The sequence below is a fragment of the Sphingobacterium sp. LZ11T8 genome (assembly GCF_024261425.1).
In the GTDB taxonomy this organism is placed as follows: Bacteria; Bacteroidota; Bacteroidia; order Sphingobacteriales; family Sphingobacteriaceae; genus Sphingobacterium.
In genome coordinates this window covers 157,846-181,097 of the sequence record NZ_JANBZY010000005.1, presented here as the reverse complement: position 1 = coordinate 181,097, position 23,252 = coordinate 157,846, and the positions used below count along the sequence as shown (strand labels likewise).

The 23,252-nt window shown below is 37.9% G+C and carries 17 protein-coding genes; 10 read left to right on the top strand and 7 right to left on the bottom strand.

What is annotated here, in order from left to right:
* Positions 1–57: 57 nt before the first annotated feature.
* The gene (locus NLF99_RS13310) at positions 58–3,279 is read left to right on the top strand and encodes a SusC/RagA family TonB-linked outer membrane protein (protein WP_254528906.1); all 3,222 of its coding nucleotides are present in this window, start codon (positions 58–60) and stop codon (positions 3,277–3,279) included.
* A 3-nt stretch (positions 3,280–3,282) separates the two neighbouring features.
* Positions 3,283–4,773 (top strand): SusD/RagB family nutrient-binding outer membrane lipoprotein, encoded by a 1,491-nt coding sequence (locus NLF99_RS13305; RefSeq protein WP_254528905.1) that lies wholly within the window; start codon positions 3,283–3,285, stop codon positions 4,771–4,773.
* 56 nt (positions 4,774–4,829) lie between these two features.
* On the opposite strand, the gene NLF99_RS13300 is transcribed toward NLF99_RS13305, so the two are convergent.
* Positions 4,830–5,444 carry an OmpA family protein gene (locus tag NLF99_RS13300; RefSeq protein ID WP_254528904.1) on the bottom strand — a complete coding sequence of 205 codons (615 nt, stop codon included), beginning with the start codon at positions 5,442–5,444 and terminating at the stop codon, positions 4,830–4,832.
* A 1-nt stretch (position 5,445) separates the two neighbouring features.
* The gene (locus NLF99_RS13295) at positions 5,446–5,997 is read right to left on the bottom strand and encodes a hypothetical protein (RefSeq protein ID WP_254528903.1); all 552 of its coding nucleotides are present in this window, start codon (positions 5,995–5,997) and stop codon (positions 5,446–5,448) included.
* 514 nt (positions 5,998–6,511) lie between these two features.
* Here NLF99_RS13295 and NLF99_RS13290 point away from each other — a divergent pair.
* The 3 genes from NLF99_RS13290 to NLF99_RS13285 all read left to right on the top strand — a co-directional run bounded on the left by NLF99_RS13290 (position 6,512) and on the right by NLF99_RS13285 (position 8,110).
* Complete coding sequence (locus NLF99_RS13290; protein WP_254528901.1) at positions 6,512–7,402, top strand: VCBS repeat-containing protein; 891 nt, start codon at positions 6,512–6,514, stop codon at positions 7,400–7,402.
* A gap of 218 nt (positions 7,403–7,620) precedes the next feature.
* On the top strand, positions 7,621–7,743 hold the full coding sequence (locus NLF99_RS19820) for a type II toxin-antitoxin system HigB family toxin (protein WP_368041470.1): 123 nt from the start codon (positions 7,621–7,623) through the stop codon (positions 7,741–7,743).
* Entirely contained in the window at positions 7,715–8,110 is a 396-nt protein-coding gene (locus NLF99_RS13285; protein ID WP_254528899.1) for a type II toxin-antitoxin system HigA family antitoxin, read from the top strand. The genes NLF99_RS19820 and NLF99_RS13285 overlap by 29 nt, the downstream gene beginning before the upstream one ends.
* Before the next feature lies 1 nt (position 8,111).
* On the opposite strand, the gene NLF99_RS13280 is transcribed toward NLF99_RS13285, so the two are convergent.
* From NLF99_RS13280 to NLF99_RS13270, 3 genes are all read right to left on the bottom strand, one after another.
* Positions 8,112–9,449, bottom strand: coding sequence for an SWIM zinc finger family protein (locus tag NLF99_RS13280; RefSeq protein ID WP_254528897.1), 1,338 nt, complete (start codon positions 9,447–9,449; stop codon positions 8,112–8,114).
* Positions 9,450–9,452: 3 nt separating this feature from the next.
* Complete coding sequence (locus NLF99_RS13275) at positions 9,453–12,584, bottom strand: DUF6493 family protein (RefSeq protein ID WP_254528896.1); 3,132 nt, start codon at positions 12,582–12,584, stop codon at positions 9,453–9,455.
* 379 nt (positions 12,585–12,963) lie between these two features.
* Positions 12,964–14,052, bottom strand: a complete 1,089-nt coding sequence (locus tag NLF99_RS13270; RefSeq protein WP_254528895.1) for a hypothetical protein — start codon at positions 14,050–14,052, stop codon at positions 12,964–12,966.
* A gap of 240 nt (positions 14,053–14,292) precedes the next feature.
* On the opposite strand from NLF99_RS13270, the gene NLF99_RS13265 reads away from it, so the two are divergent.
* From NLF99_RS13265 to NLF99_RS13255, 3 genes are all read left to right on the top strand, one after another.
* Positions 14,293–14,778 (top strand): antitoxin Xre/MbcA/ParS toxin-binding domain-containing protein, encoded by a 486-nt coding sequence (locus NLF99_RS13265; protein ID WP_254528894.1) that lies wholly within the window; start codon positions 14,293–14,295, stop codon positions 14,776–14,778.
* A 235-nt stretch (positions 14,779–15,013) separates the two neighbouring features.
* Entirely contained in the window at positions 15,014–15,982 is a 969-nt protein-coding gene (locus NLF99_RS13260) for a thymidylate synthase (protein WP_254529107.1), read from the top strand.
* Positions 15,979–16,911 (top strand): hypothetical protein, encoded by a 933-nt coding sequence (locus NLF99_RS13255; RefSeq protein ID WP_254528893.1) that lies wholly within the window; start codon positions 15,979–15,981, stop codon positions 16,909–16,911. The genes NLF99_RS13260 and NLF99_RS13255 overlap by 4 nt, the downstream gene beginning before the upstream one ends.
* On the opposite strand, the gene NLF99_RS13250 is transcribed toward NLF99_RS13255, so the two are convergent.
* Positions 16,901–17,989 (bottom strand): ImmA/IrrE family metallo-endopeptidase, encoded by a 1,089-nt coding sequence (locus NLF99_RS13250; protein WP_254528892.1) that lies wholly within the window; start codon positions 17,987–17,989, stop codon positions 16,901–16,903. The genes NLF99_RS13255 and NLF99_RS13250 overlap by 11 nt on opposite strands.
* A 318-nt stretch (positions 17,990–18,307) precedes the next feature.
* Between NLF99_RS13250 and NLF99_RS13245 the strand changes: the two genes are divergently transcribed.
* Complete coding sequence (locus tag NLF99_RS13245; protein WP_254528891.1) at positions 18,308–18,685, top strand: (deoxy)nucleoside triphosphate pyrophosphohydrolase; 378 nt, start codon at positions 18,308–18,310, stop codon at positions 18,683–18,685.
* A 546-nt stretch (positions 18,686–19,231) separates the two neighbouring features.
* The gene (gene hemW / locus NLF99_RS13240; RefSeq protein WP_254528889.1) at positions 19,232–20,359 is read left to right on the top strand and encodes a radical SAM family heme chaperone HemW; all 1,128 of its coding nucleotides are present in this window, start codon (positions 19,232–19,234) and stop codon (positions 20,357–20,359) included.
* A gap of 60 nt (positions 20,360–20,419) precedes the next feature.
* Here hemW and NLF99_RS13235 read toward each other — a convergent pair whose 3' ends face one another.
* Complete coding sequence (locus NLF99_RS13235) at positions 20,420–22,885, bottom strand: glutaminase family protein (RefSeq protein ID WP_254528887.1); 2,466 nt, start codon at positions 22,883–22,885, stop codon at positions 20,420–20,422.
* Positions 22,886–23,252 lie beyond the last annotated feature (367 nt).

The window sequence follows — 23,252 nt, the reverse complement described above, 5'->3', positions numbered from 1 at the left end:
GCTTTTTTTGCAGAAATAAATGGAACAGGGGTTCTATTATTAATCTAAATATTATTTATGGATTTATTAACCGTCCGAAATTTTCGGAAATACAGCAAAATTGGCTATGCCCTCTTATGCTGTGCACTCATTGGAAAATCCGCTTCGGCAAGTAGCATTGATGAAGCCCATTTCCATGAAACTCCCACCAGCTTATCCTTCCAGACCCAAGCCACTGGTAAGATAAAAAACGAAGCCAACGAAGTATTAGTTGGTACCACAATCCGAAACCTAACCAACAAGCTAAGTACTGCAAGCAAACTAGATGGTTCATTCCAAATTGACGCTAAACAAGGGGATGTATTAGAATTTACCTCTCTCGGTTATGTTACTCAAACCATTACCTATTCAGGATCTCCGATCAATATCACGATGTTGAAGGATGAATCGGCATTGGAAGAGGTCGTAGTAACGGCAATCGGTATCAAACAACAGAAACGTAAGTTAGGTTATGCAACACAGGAAGTGAAAACGGAGGTGTTGGATCAATCTAAAACCATGAATATCGGAAATGCCCTTTCAGGACAGGTTGCCGGATTGACGGTAACCAATCCTACAGGTATTTTCCAAAAACCTAATTTCTCCCTTCGTGGGAAGAACCCGATTATCGTCATCGATGGTATCGTGGTGGAAACCGACTTCTTTGATGTTCCAAGCGAGAACATTGCCAATATCAACGTACTGAAAGGTACCGCAGCTTCTACCCTATATGGATCTAGAGGTAGAGATGGGGCGATCTTGATCACCACCAAGACAGCGAAGGAAGATGGATTGGAAGTAAGCTTCACGACAACGAACATGATGACGGCAGGTTTCACGGTATTCCCTGAAACACAGACTGAATACGGTTCGGGATCGAATGGTAAATATGAATTTTGGGATGGTGCCGACGGTGGTATCTCGGATGGAGATATGACCTGGGGACCAAAGCTGAACGCCGGTGTGAAAGTACCGCAATGGAACAGCCCAATCAAAAATAAACAGACTGGCGAAATCATTCCATGGTGGGGCGATGTGAAAGGTACCATCTATGACGACCGTTCATTATATGAGCGTGTACCGATGGATTTTGTGAGCCATAATAACCTTCAAGATTTCCTGAGAACAGGTTTTGTCAATGATAATAACGTAAGTATTGCTTACAAGGGACAAAAAGCCGCCGTATTCTTTACCGGTAAATATGCTATCCAACAAGGTCAGGTTCCTAATTCGCAGTTACAATCTGGTGGCGCGACCATGAATACCTCCTACATGTTCAATCCATCTTTAAAATTGGACGTGAATCTATCGTATAACAAGGTTTATTCTCCAAACTATCCGAGATATGGTTATGGACCGAAAAACCACATGTATACGATCTTGTTATGGATGGGTAATGATGTAAACGGTAAGGATTTAAGTCAGCACTATTATGTTCCCGGTCAGGAAGGATTCCGCCAAGCGAACTATAACTATGCTTGGTACAACAACCCATATTTTGCAGCCAACGAGCTAAACCAACAACATAACCGTGATGTACTACAAGGTCAATCTACCTTGAACTGGCAGGTATCACCAAACTTTACGGTTCAGGGACGTGCTTCGGCAAGACAGAATTCTTCATTTGAAAACATGCAAAGTCCGAAATCGTACATGAACTATAGTGATTCGAGAAATGGTGACTATAAAGTTTGGAATAACAAGAGAATTGATTTTGATGCAGACGTTCTGGCAACTTACCATGAGGAATTTGGCGAAAACTTTGGGATCAGCGTCAATGCGGGTTCTTCGGTTTATCAACGTTCATTGAACAATTCTTATTTAGCAACAGATGGTTTGATCGTTCCAAACCTTTACAGTTTGGCCAATACGCAAGGTCCGGCTTCCGCTACAACCTTCAATTCTGAAAAGGTAACCCGCTCGGTATATGGATCGGTGAACGTAGATTTATTTAAATCGACTTACATCAACTTCTCTGGAAGAAATGACTGGTCTTCATCCTTGCCACAAGGAAACAATTCATACTTCTACCCTGCAGTATCATTGAGTTCCATCCTATCGGATTACTTTAAACTGCCGGCTGGAATCGACTACCTGAAAGTATATTCATCCTTAGCACAGGTATCCAACGACTTGGATCCATATAGTACCTATTTGACCTATGGAAAGAACTTGACCTATGGATCTACTCCATCTGTATCCTATAGAGACGTACTTTCAAATCCTGCTATTTTGCCGGAACAGTCGACCGCTTTCGAGGCTGGTTTGGCGCTATCTTTCTTGAACAATAAAGTAAGTGCAGAAGCGACCTACTATAATGTTTATGATGAATTCCAGATTCGGGATCTAGCGATCTCACAGGCCTCTGGATTCCCGTTGAGAAAATCCAATGTATTGGATTTCAGGACGCAGGGTCTAGAGTTAATGTTGAACATCTATCCGATCAAGAACGAGAACTTCAGCTGGGACTTCTCGGTAAACTGGAGCAGACAGGTGAAAAAATTCGCTGCGATACATGGTTCTGAGAAATTCGGAAACTATATGGTAGGCGACCGTGCTGATGCCTATTATGCAACGATTTGGCAGAAATCAGCTGATGGTCAAGTTATCTTGAACAATGACACAAGAATGCCTATCCGTGATAGTTATGCCAAAAACGTAGGACACCTTGATCCCAATTGGAGATTTGGTTTCCAGAACAGATTCAATCTTCATGGATTTTCATTGAATCTAGATATTGATGGGTCCATTGGCGGTCTGATCAATTCCGTTACCCACGAGAAAATGTGGTGGGGTGGTAAGCATCCATCTTCAACCAAATATAGAGATGCAGAATATACTGCTGGAAAATATGTTTATGTCCCTGAAGGTGTAATCGTAACGGGTGGTGAACTGGTAAGGGATGTAAATGGAAACGTTGTTTCCGATACGCGTACCTACGAGAAAAACACACAGGCAGTGAGCTGGCAAACTTGGAGTCAGATCTACCCTTACCAAGCAAGGGTAACTGAAGATGAGAGCAAATTCTTTGCGAATACCTTTGATCGTTCATTTGTAAAATTACGCCGCTTATCGGTAGGCTATGACCTCAATAAATTCATCAAAACCTCAAAGGTGAAGTCAATCAATGCAACGGTATTCGGTTACAACCTATTGATGTGGCAAAACATTCCGTTCTTGGATCCTGACTATGGTGATGACAACAACCTGCAAGATCCTTCCGCACGCTACATTGGGGCATCCTTAAACTTTAAATTCTAAACAATGAAAATCAAACATATCATCATATTGGGATTTCTTGCTCTGTTTGTGAGCTTGAATTCTTCCTGCCGAAAATTGGAAGAGATCAATATCAACCCCAACGAATCGTCTACAACTCACCCACAGTTTTTGCTCACAAAAATACAGTGGCAGGCGTTCAATGCATTTAAAGGCACGGGGCCTTTATATGCCCTAAAAATGATTGTGCAGACTGATGGTGAAAACTCCAATCAGATCTATGTATGGCAACGTGGCGACTTTGATGCCTATGGCCAGCTTCGCGATGTTACCAAAATGATCGAAGAAGCAGAAAAGAGAAATCTGCAAGACTATATTGCCTTGGGGAAATTCTTCAGAGCCTATTATTTCTTTAACCTGACGATGACTTTTGGTGATGTTCCGTATTCGGAAGCATTGAAAGGTGAGAAAGAGAATAACTATACCCCGAAATACGATAGCCAAAAGGATGTATTAGTAGGGATTTTAAAAGAGCTGGAAGAAGCTAACACCTTGCTTTCAAAAATTGAGAACAGGATCGGTGGAGATATTATCTATGGAGGAACGGCTTCTCAATGGCGTAAATTGGTAAATGCTTTCAGATTGAAGATTTTGATGACCTTGTCTCCGAAAGAAGCAGATGGCGATATTGCTCCGAAGGCTAAGTTCAGTCAGATCGTAAGCAGTGAACCTTTGTTCACTTCGGGTTCTGATGACGCCAAATTAGTGTACTTAGATCAGATCGGAAACCGTTATCCTGAGTTCAACTCAAGTAGCTATGGTTCGGGCATGTATGTGGATTCAACCTATATCAAAAGATTGCAGGACCTGAAAGATGCTCGTTTATTCGTGTTGTTCACTAGGACTCCAAATGCCGCTAAAGCTGGTAAGGCAGTTAACGATTTCACGGCATACGAAGGAGGTAACCCGATCAGACCTTATGATGAAGTTAACAAGAAAGCGACTAATGGTAATGTTTCAAAGGTTGCCGATCGCTTTACGAAAGACCCCACCAACGAACCATCGGTATTGTTGGGCTATAGTGAGCAACAGTTAATCTTAGCTGAAGCCGCCGTGAGAGGATGGATCTCTGGCAATGCCGACAATTACTATAACGAAGGTGTAAAGGCTGGGTTCAAGTTCTATGAAACCTATGCGAAAGGACTTAGAGGTTATGTAAATGAAGCCATTGCTGCAAACTACTTGGCTCAAAGCTCCGTAAAGCTATCTTCAGTAAGCACAGTGGAACAGAAGATAGAGCGTATCTTGATGCAGAAATACCTTCGTTCTTTCCATCAAGGAAGCTGGTCTGCATATTATGACCATTTGAGAACTGGGTATCCAAGTTTTGCAAAAGCTAACCCCAACCACTATGCATATAGATGGATGTACCCTCAAGCGGAATACAATTCCAATGCAACCAACGTAGCTGCAGCAATAGCCAGTCAGTTTTCTGGATCGGATGTGATTACAGCAAAACCTTGGTGGTTAAAATAATACTCTAAATTAATCATAGAAAAGGCCGGAGATCTGATTTCCGGCCTTTCTTTATTTTACTTACTGATACTTTGTGTACCTAGGTATTTCACCTCCACCCGTCGGTTCTTGGCTCTACCTTCTTCATTATCTTTTCCATCGCTCGTGGTATTTTCAGCAATGGGCTCCTCCTCACCTTTTCCTTCGGTAATGATCTGGTTTTTCAATCCTTTATTGACCAACCAATCCTTGACCGCATTGGCTCTAGCTAAGGAGAGTTTTTTATTATAGTTGTTGTCCCCTTTGGAATCTGTGTGTCCGGTTATCCTTACGCTTTCATCACCCATTGATTCAAGATTTGCAGCAAGCTGGGTTAACATCTCTTCAGCTTCAGGCTTCAGTGTCGATTTATTGAAATCAAAGAGCTGATCAGCGGCGAGCTGAGCCTCTACATTGAGGTTGCTCTGTTCAGCGCTGAGGCCACTCCCAGTTGCTGTCAAAGTGTTGTTCCCAGGATTAACCGTCTCGCGAGTTGCCCGCAAGGTATCTCCAGCTTCGACATTATCTTCAATGGAACCCTCCGTTGCAATCAATTCGGTAGAGTTTTTAGGCTCTTCTTTCTTTGTTTCCGAATTACAGGATGCGGCGAGAACCAAGAAAGATAAGGCATATAATATTTCTATTTTTCTCATATTACCTGGTTATTGGCAGGGCATCAAAGCTACCGTAATCACTAAGGGTCAAACTAATGGTATTGGTCTCTGGAGAAGGAACAGCAAACTTTAAGTTTATCAATACCATCTTATCTGAACCTAAATACCAAAGCTTTTTACCTTCTTCCTTGGTTGGAGTGAACATGAATTTACCGGCGTCATCCTTTAACAGACTGTTCTTTTTAGCCGTGGCATCATCGATGTAATAAATGTTTTCTCCAGGAAAGTTGATGTTTATTACCTTTTTATCTGTGTTGTCTAATCTTAACTCAACATTTAGGATGCTGCCGACGATACTAGCCTTCGTAACGCTCAAGGTTCCATCATTAACTTGTTTGGACGCTATGGCAGCAGGCGCAGTTTGTGCTGGATCAGTTTTTTCTACTTCCTCAACGACCACTTTGGTTTCTGGGACAACCTGAACAACGGTATCCTTATCATTCTGTTCGTTGGATTTATCTTGGTTCGAGTTGGAACATGAAGCCATTAATAGCACTCCCATTCCCATGGCAATAATTAATTTGTAATTCATAGTGAGTTCTTTTTAAATGTAATTTATAGTTGGTGTTGTAAATCACAAATCAATTTTTATACCAAAGGATAAATTATTTGATTTTTCAGGAATAAAACAAATGGTCTTTTGGTCTTCCTTTGAGGAAAGGAAGACCTTGCTACCCTCTATTAAATAGAGGTTTAACCGCGACCTCAATAGACCAATCTTAAAAAACCATGACACTACATGATGGATTAATTATGCTAGTTTCTTAACTTGAAATTATGCGACTAACCCTCTTAACCATTTTTAGCTTAGGATTTATTCTATCCGCCTCTGGCCAGGACCAGAAAAAGGCCAACCCTGTCGGACCAGTTCATTTTAAGAAAGTGAAGGTTTCATCGGAGACCTATGAATCTGTGGGGGTGTTCGATGTCAACGGAGATGGAAAGCCAGATTTGGTCTCCGGGGCTTTTTGGTATGAGGGGCCAGATTATGTGCAAAGACATTTTATTGCTGAGGTAAGCGTGTCGACGAATATTGGGATGAGTTTATGCATATCCAAATGGATGTCAATGGAGATGGAAAAATGGACTATATCACCGGGGGTTGGTTTGCGGGAACACTATATTGGATGGAGAACCCTGGAGACAATACAGCCTGGAAGAAACATAGCATTGATTCTACCGGCAATATTGAAACCGCTAGAGGTTTTGACCTTGATGGTGATGGCAACCTTGAAATTATCCCAAACAATCCTGGACATCCCTTGAAGTACTATAAGCTGATTACCGACGCCAATGGCAAAGGAACTGGAAAATTCAGTAAGATCGATGTTGCCCCAACGCAAGGGCATGGAATGGGCTTTGGAGATGTAAATGGCGACAAACGGATGGATATCATTGTTAACAATGGTTGGCATGAGGCTCCTGCAGACCCTAAAGGGAAATGGACGCTACATCGGGAATTTGATTTTGGAGATGCGAGCATCCCCGTATTGGTGCTGGACATCAACAAGGATGGAAAAAACGACCTTATCGTCGGACAAGGGCATTCCTACGGCCTTCATTGGTATGAACAAAAAGTTGCTTCAAATGGTAAGCGAGAGTGGATAGAACACCCTATTGACCTGAACAATTCACAATACCATAGCATGGAATGGGTAGACATTGATGGCGACGGAGAAGAAGAACTCATCAGCGGAAAACGATATAGAGCACACAATGGAAAAGATCCGGGTGCAAATGATCCTGTGGGATTATATTATTTCAAATGGAATGGCGAGTCCTTTACGAAAAACATCATTAGCTATGGACCGTTGGATCAAGGAAAAGGTGCAGGGATTTATTTTTCAGTGACAGACCTCAGAAACTCAGGCAGAAAAGATGTGATAGTCGCCGGGAAGGATGGACTGTATATTTTCTATAATGAAGGTAGGAAATAGGCAGGCTATTAAGTTGTCAAATCGACAACTTATTGCTATTTTTACAATGCATGATAATTGAAATTAAAGAAGTTACACGACTTCAAAAGAAAGCATGCTGACAGCTCAAAATCCATTAACACATGGGTTGCAATTGTAAAATTAGCCAATTGGACAAAATCTGCAGATGTTCTTGAAGATTTCCCCAAGGCCAAAATCATTCCTACAAACAGAGCTAGATTAAGATTGTAGGAAATAAGTATAGATTAATTATTGAAGTAGATTTTTTAGAAAAATACGTGGACATTCGATTTATTGGAACCCACAGTGAATATGAAAAAATTAATGCCAAGGAGGTATAGAATGTGGTATATTTTAGAGAATGAAACGGAATACGATAGAGCGATAGCGCGTTTTGAGGAATTGAAACACTCTAAACCGGGTACTACTGAAAATAAAGAAAAGAAACTACTGGTAAAATTGATCTCTGATTATGAGGAGTCGAATTACCATTTTGATGATATTGACCCTATTGAATTAATCAAAATCAGAATGAAAGAATTTGGACTAAAACAAAAGGATCTTCAGGTGACCAATAAAGGCTTAATCAGCAAAATATTAAATTATAAGAGGCCTCTTTCTTTAAATTACATAAGAGTATTTTCCAAAGAATTACATATTCCGGCAGATTTACTAATCAAAGAATATGATTTAGTATCAGATAAATAAACTACCCATTATTCAACATCTTCACAGCCAATATATGCTTACAGACACCGCGTTTCCCTTGGTGATTTGTAAACCAATCACAGGTACATCTACCCTGTTCATTTTGTATGATGACTGTATGCTGAACTCCTGAGCCCTCTACCCTGGCTTCAATATAGTTCTCGGAAGATTTCACAATTTGAACACTTGAATGCTCCAGTAACTTCTTGGCGTTTTTCAACCTAGGGTTCAAGGAAAGAATTCTCTCCAACTTAAAGGGCAGTCTCCTATAGTAATGCTGATGGCTATTCAGGTCATATCCCAAAAGACCAATGGAGGAGAGCGAGGCAGTTAAGCTATCCATCGTTCCAAAATCTACATCATGTTCAATTGATAGCATTGTAGGGTCAAAAAGCTCATTGGATTTCAACAACGAGTTTATCCCTAAAACCCATTCATCAGGAACGGATTGCACCATATTCTCCAATACATTCCCTTCTCCCGAAAAGCCCCTATAATTATCAGGCGACAGTGACAGGGTCAATCGCATGTTCTTAAAATCAGCGACAACTGAACAGCTCTCAGCGCCTTGCTCTTGATAGACTACCATACTATCGATGTACGGCAATATACCTTCCAGGAGCCTCAACCGTTGAACACCGCCAATTCGAACCGAATCAGGGCTGGCAAGCGGACTTAGCACAAATCGATTAGCACGTTTGGTAAGAAAAAACTCACCTTTCACATTCCCTTTGGGAATAGCTTGGAACAATTGGATGACCTGAACCTTGTTCAGTCTAAATTTCTCCTCCATACCAGCCAAATACAACTGCACCGAGGTCAATCCCTTTATCCAACGTTCTGGCAATCGAACTTTCTTCTCAACTACCTTCCCCTTATTTGTACTGATGGAGACTTCCTTACTGCCTACCCCTAGGACCATCTTCTCTGTTTTCCTAACAGCATTCAATGCATTCAACATAGGTTCGTTAAAATCCACATTCGTGGTACCGCTAGCTAGGAATTCACCGTCAATGGCTTCTTCTAATAGGTCTAAGCGGGCATAAACCCCATTACAGGAGGAGAAACCCTCAAAGCGGATCTGATCCGTACCGGCAGAAACAATAGGATCACGAAGACTTGGGGGAATAGGTCCAAAACTGGACCTAACCACTTTGGAAAGGGTCATTAAGCATTTAGAGGTAGTTAGCGGATCTGTCAAACTACCCCAAAAGAAACAAGGAACATCATTTACTTCCTTAAGCTCCGCTTGGTGCGACAGTACCAATTGTTGAATTCCCGACTTCTGGGTCAAAACTGAATTCGTTTGATACGCAATATCTAGATCTACATTTGCCATAATCTATTTCAATATTTTCTTTAAGATTGGTTGAAGGGATTTATATCCTTCCAATTTCTGCATCGACTCCTTCAGTTTTTCACTCAGCTGCCAATTGCACTTATGTTGAAGATCATAGAACAGCTCCACTAATTTCTTAAAATTGGTGGGCATTTTATCCTTTATCACTACATCTTCAAAGGCATTACTCAGTGTTTGCAGGATTGCTTGATTGTGTTTAGAAGAAATATCCTTGCATTGTTCTAATATTTCCGCCATTCGACCTATCGGTCCATAATCACTATTCAATAGTAGCATAAGCTTTTTCCCTAGTGCTTCCGTTGGTAATCTATTTTGTTCGATCAGCTGAATCAACAACTCTACAACAGTTGCTCGGACCGCTTTATCCTTGTTATAAAAGTTTGTTGCTAAATACCAAATGGCATATTCATTCATTTTGAAGAAAGGATAAAACATTTGTTCCAAGAGCGGTTTGCTTGATTTATCACTCCATTCAGCCATGAGATTATGTTGAACGGTATAAAACATACAGGTAGCTTCCGTATTTTGAGGCGTTACACTGCACACAAAAGGCACATCCAAAGCATGAATATAACTGGAGTAATATTGATCATTTACGCGATTGAATAAATCCAATGCATATAAAAAGGTTTCTGGGAACTTTCCATTAGGCGGAAAGGCATATTGCAATTGGTTCCCGATAAAAACATCTTCCTTTTTATTGATCCTCCAATTCATTTGTTGCACAATATACGGCTCAACCTTAATCTCCATTTCAAAGGGTTTTACGGCAAAAGGGGCCGCCTTTAAGACCGTTGCATCAAATTCCTCAAAAACTGCATCAGGATAATGCGTCCTAGCCACGGTCGCCCATAATCCTATCCAATCATCCTCCCCTTCCGTTTTACCCATCAATTTAGAAAACCAATTCTTTTTAGCTAGAGACATCTGTTTATCAAAGCCTAAGGCAAATCGAAGGATTTCCCTTAGTTGTTCATGCTCCAGCCTATCAATCTTGCCTTCAACATCAGGCAAATTTTCACGAACGGTACGGCTCAGTGCAATACTCAGGTCCACGATATTGATGTCTTCCCGCATTTCTTCATACAAAAGGATTCTATCTAATAAGACAGATGGATCGATCCAATATGGCTTATGCGTCGGCAATGACAGAAGAGGCAATGCCGTTCCAGATCTCCATCGGTTTTGAAGAGTTACCAATAAGAGATTCAATAACATGACCGTCTTACTTTTAGAATAATAGTTGTTATTGAATATGTAGTTTTTAGCCGGTCGATGGAAATAATTAATAAAAACCTCAGAAAATATTCCAATGAAAGCACTATCCTCATAGGTATTCTTCAATTTATTGATATACGGCTCCAATTGTTTTTTATAATCTTCTGGAAAATCCTTTAAATGTAAGGTCCATGCATTCAAAAAGATTTCCATATCCAAATGATCCTTACTATGGATAAACTGCCCTAACAGAAACAGGATATCATTCCAGTCAGATGGAACCTTGATTTCTTCAACCAACTTTTCTACCGCCACTGGATCATATTTGTAGTTTTCATGGTCCTCACCCGCCAAGCTAGCTAGGATATCATCTTCAGAATAATAGTTAGCTTCTTCTCCTATTAACTCCTTAAGATCATTAGATGTAGCCCCTAACATCTGTGTACTGTACATCGATAGTTTTTCCTGAACAGTTACAGATACATTCTTCTGATGTTTCAACAGAAACTTAGTGGCACGCTCCTGCAATTGAAGGTCAGGAATCATAAAGGTATCCGCGACCATTGCCGAAATCCGATCACTGAGCTCAGGCTTGTTCTTCAACAATTTATCCAATTGAATGATCATGGTCTTCACGCCCCCTTTCATATCGACACGCATAAAAACAGGTTCAATCCAAGTCAGGAATTCCTGGATATCAAAATCTTTATGATCTAATAAGGGTTTAAGGATATTTATGGCAAAATTGATAGAACCGGTTTGCTCTGCATGAAACAAAGGAAAGATTGCATGTTGCTCTTTCAACAACAGATCATCTTCAGGTTTTATGTTCACGATCAGCTCCCTAAAAAAGGTCTTCAGGTTAGGGTTCCAATTTTTTGTCTGCACCTCTAGGGCACCATTCAGAACGAACTCCTTACTGTACTTTCCATCCTTTACCAACTTCTCAAAGATTGTTTTCCAAAGAGAAATACTGGTTCCGGTTTTATGGTCATAATTATAGTTAATCCCTTGAATACCGGTTTCATATTCAAATACCAAAGGGATATCGCGTTGCAAAACGATCGGATCAGAACAAAACTCCTCCAACATTTCTTCATTGATATCGGAAGGATAATTTTCATAAAAGTCAGGGATTGTCAAGGCATAGAGCTCAGGGTTAAATGAAACTAACCCCTTCTCCTCATACATCCTTAAATTCCAATATTTCACATTTATCCAATTGTTCCTTTTAATCTGTGTCAATAAGAATTCAACTATCCAGGTCGGCTTCGCATATTCCAAAACCCGCAGCATCTTAGGATTTTTGGCTTCATTCAACAACTCCACCAGCTCAAACCAGGAGTTAGCTTCAGTTTGGTTTACCAGCCCTAGAGCAAGGAGTTTAATGACGAACTGTTGGATCCTATTTGCCCGATACCCCCAATCACCAGAATTCTGAGATCTGAACTGAGGCTCTTTAGCTAGATCCACATAGGTCATATAGTACTTTTTTATATCCTTTAATTCCTTCCTGAGCAACTCTAAATTCCCACTTGCATGCTTTTCCAAGAAAGGGACGATTCCATCTACATTTGCTCTTTTAACCAAATCTCTGAACTCATTGATCAATTCCTCTTTCTGTTGCTGATTAGCAGATTTCACGGCTGGCTTACCATCCTTGGACAGCTGTTTTTCCAGGTTTACAGTCCCATCTTCTGAATAGCCCTTTTTGGTCTTCTCATTGATTAACTTCTCCGCATCTTTTAAACAAGCTTCTTCAGAATCAAAGGACTTGGTCTTCGATTGCCCATCCGTTCCATTTCTACCGTAGGTAACAGTATGGCTAGCCCCTGAGGTTTCAATTTCCCAAAACTTATCTGAATTGCCGTCAATATATTTAAGATGCTTGAACATAGATTACTTGTTATTAGTTAAGATTTAAAATACGGAATAAGATGATGATATTTCCATTTTTTTCCAGAAAGTGCAGTTACTATAAAATTAAAAGAAAAATCCATTCCCTTTCTTCAAAACGAAGAAAATAATTTAGGAATAAATAAAAAATCAATAGCTGCATGATTTATATAAATCATGGACAAAAATCAATGGAAAGCCCTTATCGCTTCTTTCCTTTTACAAATAGGATATTTCCGCGCATGTAACTTGCAATAACAACACTTAAACCCCTTTCTGAATATTTTGGATGAAAAGAATCTTTCATCTGCTTATCTTCCTGATAAGCAAATTAACCGGTCCTACAATCAGTTAAAATGAACCTAAGTTCATAATTTCACTATTTTACGTAGATGGAATTAAATCTCGCCCTATTATTGCCCCCAAAATCCATTGGCATCAACTGATTGTTCTTAAATAACTCAGGCTTTAGGTCAAAGGCCTCATCTTCTTTTAGGGTAGCCAAATAGACATCATTCCCTTTCACAAACAAAGCGGTGGGAATGAAGACATCTTTAATTTTAATATCCAGTGGCTTCCCATTCTTCCAAACCCGTACATCATTCAGCCCTGTAATGTTCTTCGAACTAATTGCCCAAGCCACATAGCTGTTATCCCCCTCTTGGAATATGACCCTGTTTGATGCAAATTTCCATTCCGTATCCGTTAGGTTAATACTATAAAACAAGCTGGAGTTTTTATAAACCTTATAGCTTTTCGTCTTGGTTTGCGGATCCTCCGTAAAATAAACGTAATTGAACAAATCTGTCCCATTAGTCCCGATTTCAATAGAGGATTTATTTGGATAATGTTTAAAAATCTTACCGTTCTTCCATACTACGGCATGCGAGCTCCCTTTTTCTTGTATGTTCCCCGCCACATAAAAATCATTGCCTATAGTCAGCATATTACTTATCGTCCAGCGTATCCCTGCAGGTTCCAATTTATAGATCTCCCCATTTTTCCAGATGGTATCCCAAGTCGGATCCACGCCGTACCTATATCCGTATACATAAATATCCCCATTGTCTGCTCTATGTATCTGTTTTAACTCAGTATCATTTACCTTATCGATAATGACCTTCTCCTCATTTTTCCAATACATTGCTGACCTAAAGTTTGAAGGATTTGCATCTGTAAATTCTTGGGTCATCCCAGCAATATAGAGGTCATTCCCATAACCCATAATATGATGAGCCATCCCCGAATTCCCATTATCAAGAATCAGCTTAGGTTTTCCATTCTTCCATAAAACGGGGATATGGGTTTTTAGGTCACCGGCAATAAAAACCTCCGTTCCTGCATATTCCTCAAAACCCGGATCCTCTGTTTCCGATTCGGGATTGTTTGAATCTTTCTTACAAGAAAAAAGGCTTGTCAGCACCGCCGCAAAGCAGAATAATATGAATAGGTAAAATCTCTTGTTCATGTTTTATTTCCTAAAATGAATAACCGAAATAACAGAATACGAAAACCGCAACAAAACTTTGGGATGTCTGAATTATATAATTTAGGTATAGCAGAGGGATAGAGTAACCTACATGTATGCTCTTTGCTATGTGGAAATAACAATCAATTACTTAATAGAAAATCATTAGATTTATCACTAGTAATGAACAACTTGTCGATAATTAAACACAATTAGCATAAGGCAGATTTCCCAAACATTATGAGTTCAAAAAACAAAGTCCAACCTCACGAAAGCATAATAAAAGAGACCACTTCTTTTCCAACAGCAACAAATACAAAACTTTCTTCCACTTGGTTAGTTAGAAAGCTGAAAGATTCACCTGCAGAGCAATTAGCTATAATTGAAAAGATCCGAACAGGAGTAACTAAAAAGGAATGGAAAGATTTTATTATGTATATAGAAGCTGATGAAAAGGATTTTGAAAAAATATTACCAAACTCCAAAAGAAAAATGCAAAATAAAAACATCTTCAATCAAGAAACCTCAGAAAGAATCTATGAGATATCCCACTTATTTGGATTGGGATATGAGGTATTTGATAGTCCCGAAAAATTTAAAAATTGGCTTTTTACCCATTCAAAACCCTTAGGAAACAAAAAACCATTTGATTTCTTAGATAGCTCATTAGGTTTTATCCTCGTCGAAAATGAAATTACTAGGGTTAAGTACAATGTGTATTGCTAATTTCTGTTTATCCTTATTTCCTTACCTTTACCCCCAGAATGTTTATTTCGCCTAAAAATCAGACATTTACATATAAAAAGTTACAAATAAAAAACATAGATTCCATTTTGTTTTTTGACATTTGGGTTATAAGGTATTAAAGAAAGTTTGAAAAGTATCCGATTCGTGACTACACGACTATATTTTTGTATATATTTGGAATCTAACACCTAATTAACCAATTATTTAATATGTGATGATATTTGAATCTAAAACAATTGATGATATATTATATAGTAGTATAAAATCCATCTTGAAGAATGGCATATATGTACAAAACTCCTCAAAAGGGCCAAACTTTGAAATAAGCCCAAGTTTAATAATCCTTAAAAACCCACTTGCCCGAATAAGTTTATCAAAAAACAGGGGTAAATCCTTTTCTCCCTTGGGGGAATTATTATGGTATCTTAATGGAAATAATGAATTAGAATTTATTAAATATTATATCAACAAATATATAGAGTTTAGTGATGATGGAATTAGTTTATATGGTGGATATGGCCCTCGAATTTTTGGTTCATCGAACTATAAAAATCAGTTCCAAAATTGTTTTATAAAATTAAGTGAAAAACCAGACACTAAGCATGCAGTAATTCAAATACTGCATAGTGAGGATTTATTCAAGGTTACAAATGATTTACCTTGTACAAATTCTGTCCAATTTCTCATTAGAGATAAAAAGCTAAATATGTATGTTAATATGAGATCAAACGATGTTTTATATGGTCTTTCTCATGATATCTTTTGTTTTACATTTCTACAAGAAATTATGTCAAGAAAACTTCAAATTGAACTTGGGAATTACTATCATTATACTGCATCTCTTCATTTATATGAAGATAAAATAGAAGAAGCAAATAAATATTTAAACGAAGGTTTGCAATCATCGATAATTGAAATGCCTATAATGCCAAGTGAAAATATTGATTCAAATATTAAAGAACTTTTGGAAAATGAAAAAAAAATTAGAAACGGCGACTATTCTTTTGAAAGTAGAACAATACCTCAATATTGGAAAGATATATTGAGAGTCCTTCAAGCTTTTAATATTACAAAAAAATCAATTCCTCCTGAGGAAAAAAAAGCGTTATTACTAAATATTAATAAAAGGTTTAGCAATGATTATTATCAAAGGTATATTGAAGAAAAAATATTAGCATTATGAAAAGACCAGGTTTATATAATAAAATAAAAGATTCATTAGATGAATATCAATTGACAACCGATTTGCCTGGAATTAATACACCTGCAAATGAAAATTCGTTTATCTCCCAATTAATTGATAGTATATCAAGAGTCAAGTTTATTGAAACAATAAAATCTAGACCAATTTCTCAAATTCGAAAAGATCCTACATCAAATATCTTTGATCCTATTAGAGCTTCAATATTATATAATCAAGAGGGAAATAAATTAGAAGCATTTTGGCTAATTTTCTTGTTTACTCATTTTGGAAAACACAACATTACAAAATATGGTCTTCTAAAATGTTTTTATAGTAAAAATAATTCGGCCGATATATTTAATTATCTAGAGGTTGAGGCTGATATTACAGAATGTAAATTTTGGATGAATAACAATCAAATTAATCTAAAGAATTCAGGTAAATTTTCTAATCATCGAAAATATCAGTCCTTAAATTCTTATTCACCAAACGGAACAGGGGATACTATTGAAAGCTTTATCAATTGGGTAGGAGATAACTTTAATGATTTTCTAGCGAGAATCCCCCTAGCAATATTAAATGACAGATATTTACTTTTTGAATACCTATATAAGGAAGCAAGTAAAAATATTATCGGATTTGGGCGATTGGCTTGCTTTGACTTCATAACCATGCTAGGTAAAGTAGGAATTTTTGAATGTGAACCAAAGTCACCGTATATTAATTGTTCTACAGGGCCTTTGAAGGGCACAAAATTATTATTTAACACTTCAGGTAATACAACTCCGAAAGACTTAGATGATTTCTTAAAAGATTTAGGCGATCATTTAGAGAATGACTTGGGGCTTAAATTTACAATGCAGATAATGGAAGATGCGGTTTGTAATTGGCAGAAATCACCTCAAAACTATATTCCTTTTAATGGTTAAATATTTCTTGAACTTTATGGATGGCTTCATTAATACTATCTTTTGTATAGTATCTTTTGTAGCCATTCATATACGATTTTGATATAAAACCTCTATGTTGTAACTGACCAATTAATATTCCAGGAGATATTTGAGCGTCCATTGAAATTTTTATTATACTTCTCTTATTACGTGAAATATATTGCAATCTGTTTTCTAACTCATGAGGGATTAAACATGCCTGAGCAAAAAGATTAGCCTCATATTCCTCATTTTCATTTATATTTGAATCTAATTCTAACCAAAGCTTTTTCTCTCCGTGTAAGATAAGATGTCCTGCTTCATGAAAAAATGTAAACCAAAAATGGTCATCTGTTAAATATCGAAAACTTAATATAATTAAAGGATTTCCGTTAATAAATTTTGTAGCTCCGCTTGCTGGGTTTCCTTCCAAACCTCTAACAATAGCTACATATACACCGCATTCGGCACATAACTTAATCAATTGAGGAATGAAAACTATAGGTTTTTTCTCTCTTGTTAAGAGCTTAATCTCGGATAATTTTGATTCAAATATTACTTTGTCCCAATTGCCGACCTTAATCTTTTTTATAAAATTTTCAGCTTGTCTAAACCATACTGAAATCGAATATGGACTAGTCTTAAAAGTGGGGGATTTTCTGAATGCAAATTGTGATATTTGATTGCGATAATTCTTATTCCATTCATCTAAGGTATTAACACCAAAAAAATGTAAACAAGAGTTTACAATTTTATCTTTATTTACTAAAGGTAATAGACCAAGCTTTTGCATGCTCCTTATTGGTAAATTCGATATCCACTCTTTTTCGAGTTCTACTAACTTAGTTCTATAATTTTCTTCCCTTTTAAGCCAAAATTCTTTATCAAATCCTAATTGCTCTGATAAAGCTTCAGCTAATTCATTGTCTATACTAACATAGCCTTTGATTAAATTTTCAATAAAAGAACTTGGTTTATTAATTTTTTCAGAAAATTCAATAATATTAGAACCTTTAAATTCTAAAATACTTTTAATTGTATCACCTGGTATAGAAACCCAATTAGGATTAAAACTCATTTTTTTCGATATTAAGGATTTTCACCCTATTTACTTCTAATAATTCGAGAATAAGATATAAATCTTTCGATAATTTAATAAAAAACCTTTCACTCTTTCGATTAGAAAAAACATAGTCGTCTAGATTATCTAAAGCAACTATTTCACTTAATCTAGACTTTAAAGATTCAACAACATTGTATTCAAAAAGAGAAAGTGCTTCATCCTCATTTTCACATATATTTCGAATATCTTCTGATTCAAATGATATATACAATTTATAATAATGGTTAACATCACAAATATAAAGATTGTTTTATATATATTATATATTTGAGTATGAATGTTGCATGTGGAATAATAATAAAAGAATCTAGAATTCTTATCTGCCAAAGAAACTCTGAAAAATCTCTTCCTCTTAAATGGGAATTCCCAGGGGGCAAGCAAGAGATAAATGAAACACTGGAAGATTGCCTATTAAGAGAAATAAGAGAAGAGTTATGTATAGAATTAGATATAGTTGAAAAACTTCCTTCACATTTCCATAAATACTCTTTCGCAGAAATTACGCTTCATCCATTTGTTTGTTATATTAAATCTGGAAGAATTATTCTTAATGATCATCTTGCTTATAAGTGGTGCAACAAAAATGAAATCTTGCAGTATGATTTAGCTGATGCAGATATCCCAATAATTTTAAATTTTTTAGATAAATAATTAACTGAAAGGTATTGCCAAGTATGCAAAATAAATTGAAATACTTGAGGATATTAATGGTAAGCCTAAAAACAGCAATTAATAACAATTATGAAAAATTTCTCTAAAGCCTTCTTTAACTGATTAGATATTTCAGCAGGTGTTTAAAAATAATTTCAACATATTGCTTCAATTCACCACAATCAACCTCAATTTTTGAATTAGGTATCATGACATTAATATGTTATTATAGTTGCTTAATATTCCGAGGAACTTCCTTTTATTCATTTAGTGTTTGTTTTAACTCTTTACAAAATTCTCCTTCAATGCTGCAATTACAATTCCCAATTGATAATTTGTATGTGATTTTTTGATTAAAAAAAAACTTATTACCTTTTTTAATATTTTGCTCTTCTTCTTTTAGAATATTCCCAAAATTCAATTGTAAAGAATCAGTCTAACCATCAAAAATTTTTATTTAATCCCAAGAACTTTAATCGATCATTCTCAAATATCCATCTAGATACTTGAGTTCATTTCCTTACCTTTACTCCCCAAAAGCACTCCATGTTCTACTTCCACATTCCATTTTGCAAACAAGCTTGTCACTACTGCGACTTCCACTTTAGCACTTCCCTAAAGTACAAGGAAGACCTGCTCCAAGCAATGCATCAGGAAATTGAACTCCGTGCCGCCTACCTCGAGAACAAAAAAGTAGAATCCCTATATTTTGGTGGCGGAACACCTTCCATCCTCCAAGCAAAGGAAATCGACGCCCTAATCGGCCAAGTCGCCAAATATTTTGAAATCAGTTCCGATGCAGAGATCACCCTGGAAGCAAACCCTGACGACCTGGATAAAAAGAAAGTACAGGAACTCCGCAACACCGAGATCAACCGCTTCAGCATTGGCATACAGTCCTTTTTTGAGGAAGACCTCAAATGGATGAACCGTGCCCATAATTCCGAAGAAGCCAAATCATCGATCATGCGCGTGCAGGATGCCGGTTTTGAAAACATTACCTGCGACCTGATCTATGGTTACCCCTTATTGACCAATAGCAAATGGAAATCTAATATGCAATCACTGATTGAACTGGAAGTCCCACATATCTCCTCCTATTCCATGACGGTGGAAAAGAAAACCGCATTGGCACATCTTATCAACAAAGGGAAAACTCCAGCACTCAACGAAGAACAGAGTGCCGAACAGATGCTCATGCTCATCGATACGCTGACTTCCTCAGGATACGAACATTACGAAATCTCCAATTTTGCCAAACCAGATCGTTACGCCCGTCACAACAGCAATTACTGGAAAGGGAAACCCTACCTAGGCATTGGTCCTTCAGCACATTCCTTCAACGGAACTTCCAGATCTTGGAACATTGCCAACAATGCCCTGTACATCAAAGGAATCCTAGCTAAAGAACTACCGCTGGAAACGGAGCAACTGAGCAAGAACGATCGCTTCAATGAATATGTCATGACCTCATTAAGGACCAAATGGGGAATCGACAAAAACTACGTGGAAAAGGAATTTGGCAACGATTACCTGAGCAGCATCCTTAAAAACATAGAGGAATATGTTCACAACCAAGAAGTAATGATCTCAGAAGAAGGCATCATCAGTTTAAGCCCATCCGGAAAATTACTGGCAGATCAGATTGCAGCCGAATTATTTATCGTCGATTAACAACAAAGGAGGATGCCTTCGCATCCCCCCTCTCTAATTAACCTAATATATAACCTGATCTTAATTTCCTTTTTTAATCAAATCCTCAAAACGTTTGATATAATACCCGCCTACAACCGCTCTTGCCTTAAATCCTCTACGTTCAGGACGATCCGTCCAAATCCAGTCCGACATCGGCACCCGTGTAGTTGACTCGTTCATAAACAGATAAACAGGCTTTAGGAACTTCAGGAAGTCCTCATGTTTATCCGCCATGGTAGCTGTCCAAAAAATCCAATCCGTCTTGGTATAGGCCTCACGGCTGTCCAAAGGAAGCCCGTATTTATTCTGCTTGGTCAAGTAGTATTTGATCTCCGTCTCCCTGATCTTCGGATCAAAAATCCCCATATCAAAGATCTTGTCCCAAACCATGTTGTACTTCTGGCTCCAGGTTCCAGATTTATCAAAAGTAAGCTTGTAATGATCGCCATCCTTTGCCATCTCTTCCCACTCTTTCGCCATTTGCTTAGCTTTCGCAATATATTTAGTACCAACTTCATCTAGGCCCAACATCTTCGCTAAATAACCATAGGATGCAATTCCCATGATAGCCTTGACAGAGAGGTTCGCATTATGGGCAAAATGTCCAGCGAAATCATCTGTACAGAGCTGGTTCTCCGGGTCCAGACCTTTCTCGACCAAATAATCTGCCCAAGTGGTCAATGTGTTCCAATGCTTATTCGCATAGTCAGCATTTCCCTCTGCCCTTGCAATGGCATAAGTCAGGATCAACATATTTCCACCCTCTTCGATCGGCATATCCCCACCATAGGTCTGTCCGTTTCCAACAGGATAAGTACCGATATCATGCGAAGGGAATGGCTTCTGCCATTTTCCAGACTCTGAATAGTAAAAGATAAAGTTCGCCAAGCCCTTTGCCAGTTCAGGATTATAGATCAAGAACAGGGGCGATGAAGGATAGGTAATGTCCACCGTTCCGATTGAACCATTACTGTCGTTTTCTTTAGACAACCAAAGGAGGTCGCCATTTGGAGCTTCAACCAGTTTATGGGCAGCAATGGATTGCCTATAGGCCAAAGCACATAGCTCTGCATATTCTTTTCCATAAGGCTGATATTCCTGCATGAATTTATCATCAAACTTCTTGCTCGCAGCCATCAATTGGCCATACTCCTTAAAGGCGATTTCAAACTGTTTCTCAATGCTGCTGTTTTCTTTGCGGTTCCAATAAGGTCTAAGGTTGGTTTTGAAGTATTGAATGGCATATACATCGTCATAACCAATGGCTATTTTGCCTTTCGACGTACCGTTAACTTTTAATTTCTTGGTCAGAGCCAATTGCTTTACTCCGCCCTTTTGGTCTGCATCGTTGGCATTACCTAATGCAAATGCAGAACGCAAGGCCGTACTAGAACCTACCTTTGCCGTAGTTCCGGCACTTTCACTGGCCAAATAGAAGTATCCCCAATCGTTTTTCACATGGTCTCCGGTCCTACCCAAAATCTTTTGTGCCGTAGAACCTGTCTTTAGGTAAGTAATTCCATTTTTTTGAAAGGTACTTGAAACAGACTCTTGTGTCGGAAGGTTAAGTGCCCAATTTGGAGAGGCTTCAAAATACAGCTCAACGTCTTTGGCTTGTGGAGATTTGATTTCATAGCTCAAATAGTTGATCGGCCTAGACAATAATTCCAGATTATCCAAAAATACCGGAGCCGTAAAAGTCACATTCAGTTCCACATCGCCACATTGGAAGGTATATACCGTCTGCATAGGCTGTACATCTACAGAAATCTGCTTTGCCGTATTAGCAAAGAAAGCCTTATCACTACGCTCAACCAACAATCCAAAATCCAAAAATCCATTTGCACCACCATTGAAACAATAGGCAGCAATGCTATTCTTACCTTTCTTCAAGGTCTTGATTACCTCCTCCGATAATTTGACACGTTTATTCTTTCCAGTTCCACCATGATTGACCACTTCTATTCCATTCACATAAATCTTAACATCATCGTCATGCGAATATTCCAGAAACACGTTTTTGTTGTTCAGGTCTTCCCCAAGTTCAATATCCCTTCGAACCCAGATCTTGTCTGTGGTCCAATTGGTCTTGCTCAGCGATTCATTTTCAGTTGTTCCAAAAGCACCTTTTCCAGTCTGCCATTTAGCGGCATCAAAATCCATGGCAAACCAATTTTTTGCAGGCTCTGTCGTTGAGTACTTCCCTTCCCAAGCCTTATCTTCACCATTTGGAATGACCGTCAGCATCTCTACATCCTCTGCCCCCATAAAACGATAAAATTTCCCATCCACCTTTAATACCCCCATAAAAGGCAGGTTCTTATCTGACCAATGGGATGGATTGGAATCATATAGATTATTGGTATAAGACCATGCGCTCGTATTTGGGTCTAGGGTAATCAATGGAAAAGCGGGGGCTCTCAAATCATTTTTGATATGTTGTGCTGGCAGCAAGTGTGCCAGCAACAACATAAAAACCCCAAGGACATTTGCTTTATTAATCATAGGTGCCGTCTAAAATCTTTTATAAAATGTATCGGAAGTCCAAAAGATCAATTCATTGAATTCTTGGTACTCTTGATGAAAATAAAATTCTGGATTAAAGGTTTATTATCTCTTATCGATTAGCTTAAAGATAGTAACTAAAACGTTTTAAGCAACTTCTGTAAGGAATTCTTTACAATTCATTAAAATGTGTAATAAACCTAGATTAATAATTATTTCTTCCCAAAAGCATAATAATAAATAAAATAAGCAAAAAGCGTTTAGCAGCTACGGGAACAAAGTTGTCATATTAACAATAAGACGTTGTCATTTTTAAAAAATTACAAAAAGCACGAAGCTTAAGTAGCTTAAAATTGCCATATTTTCA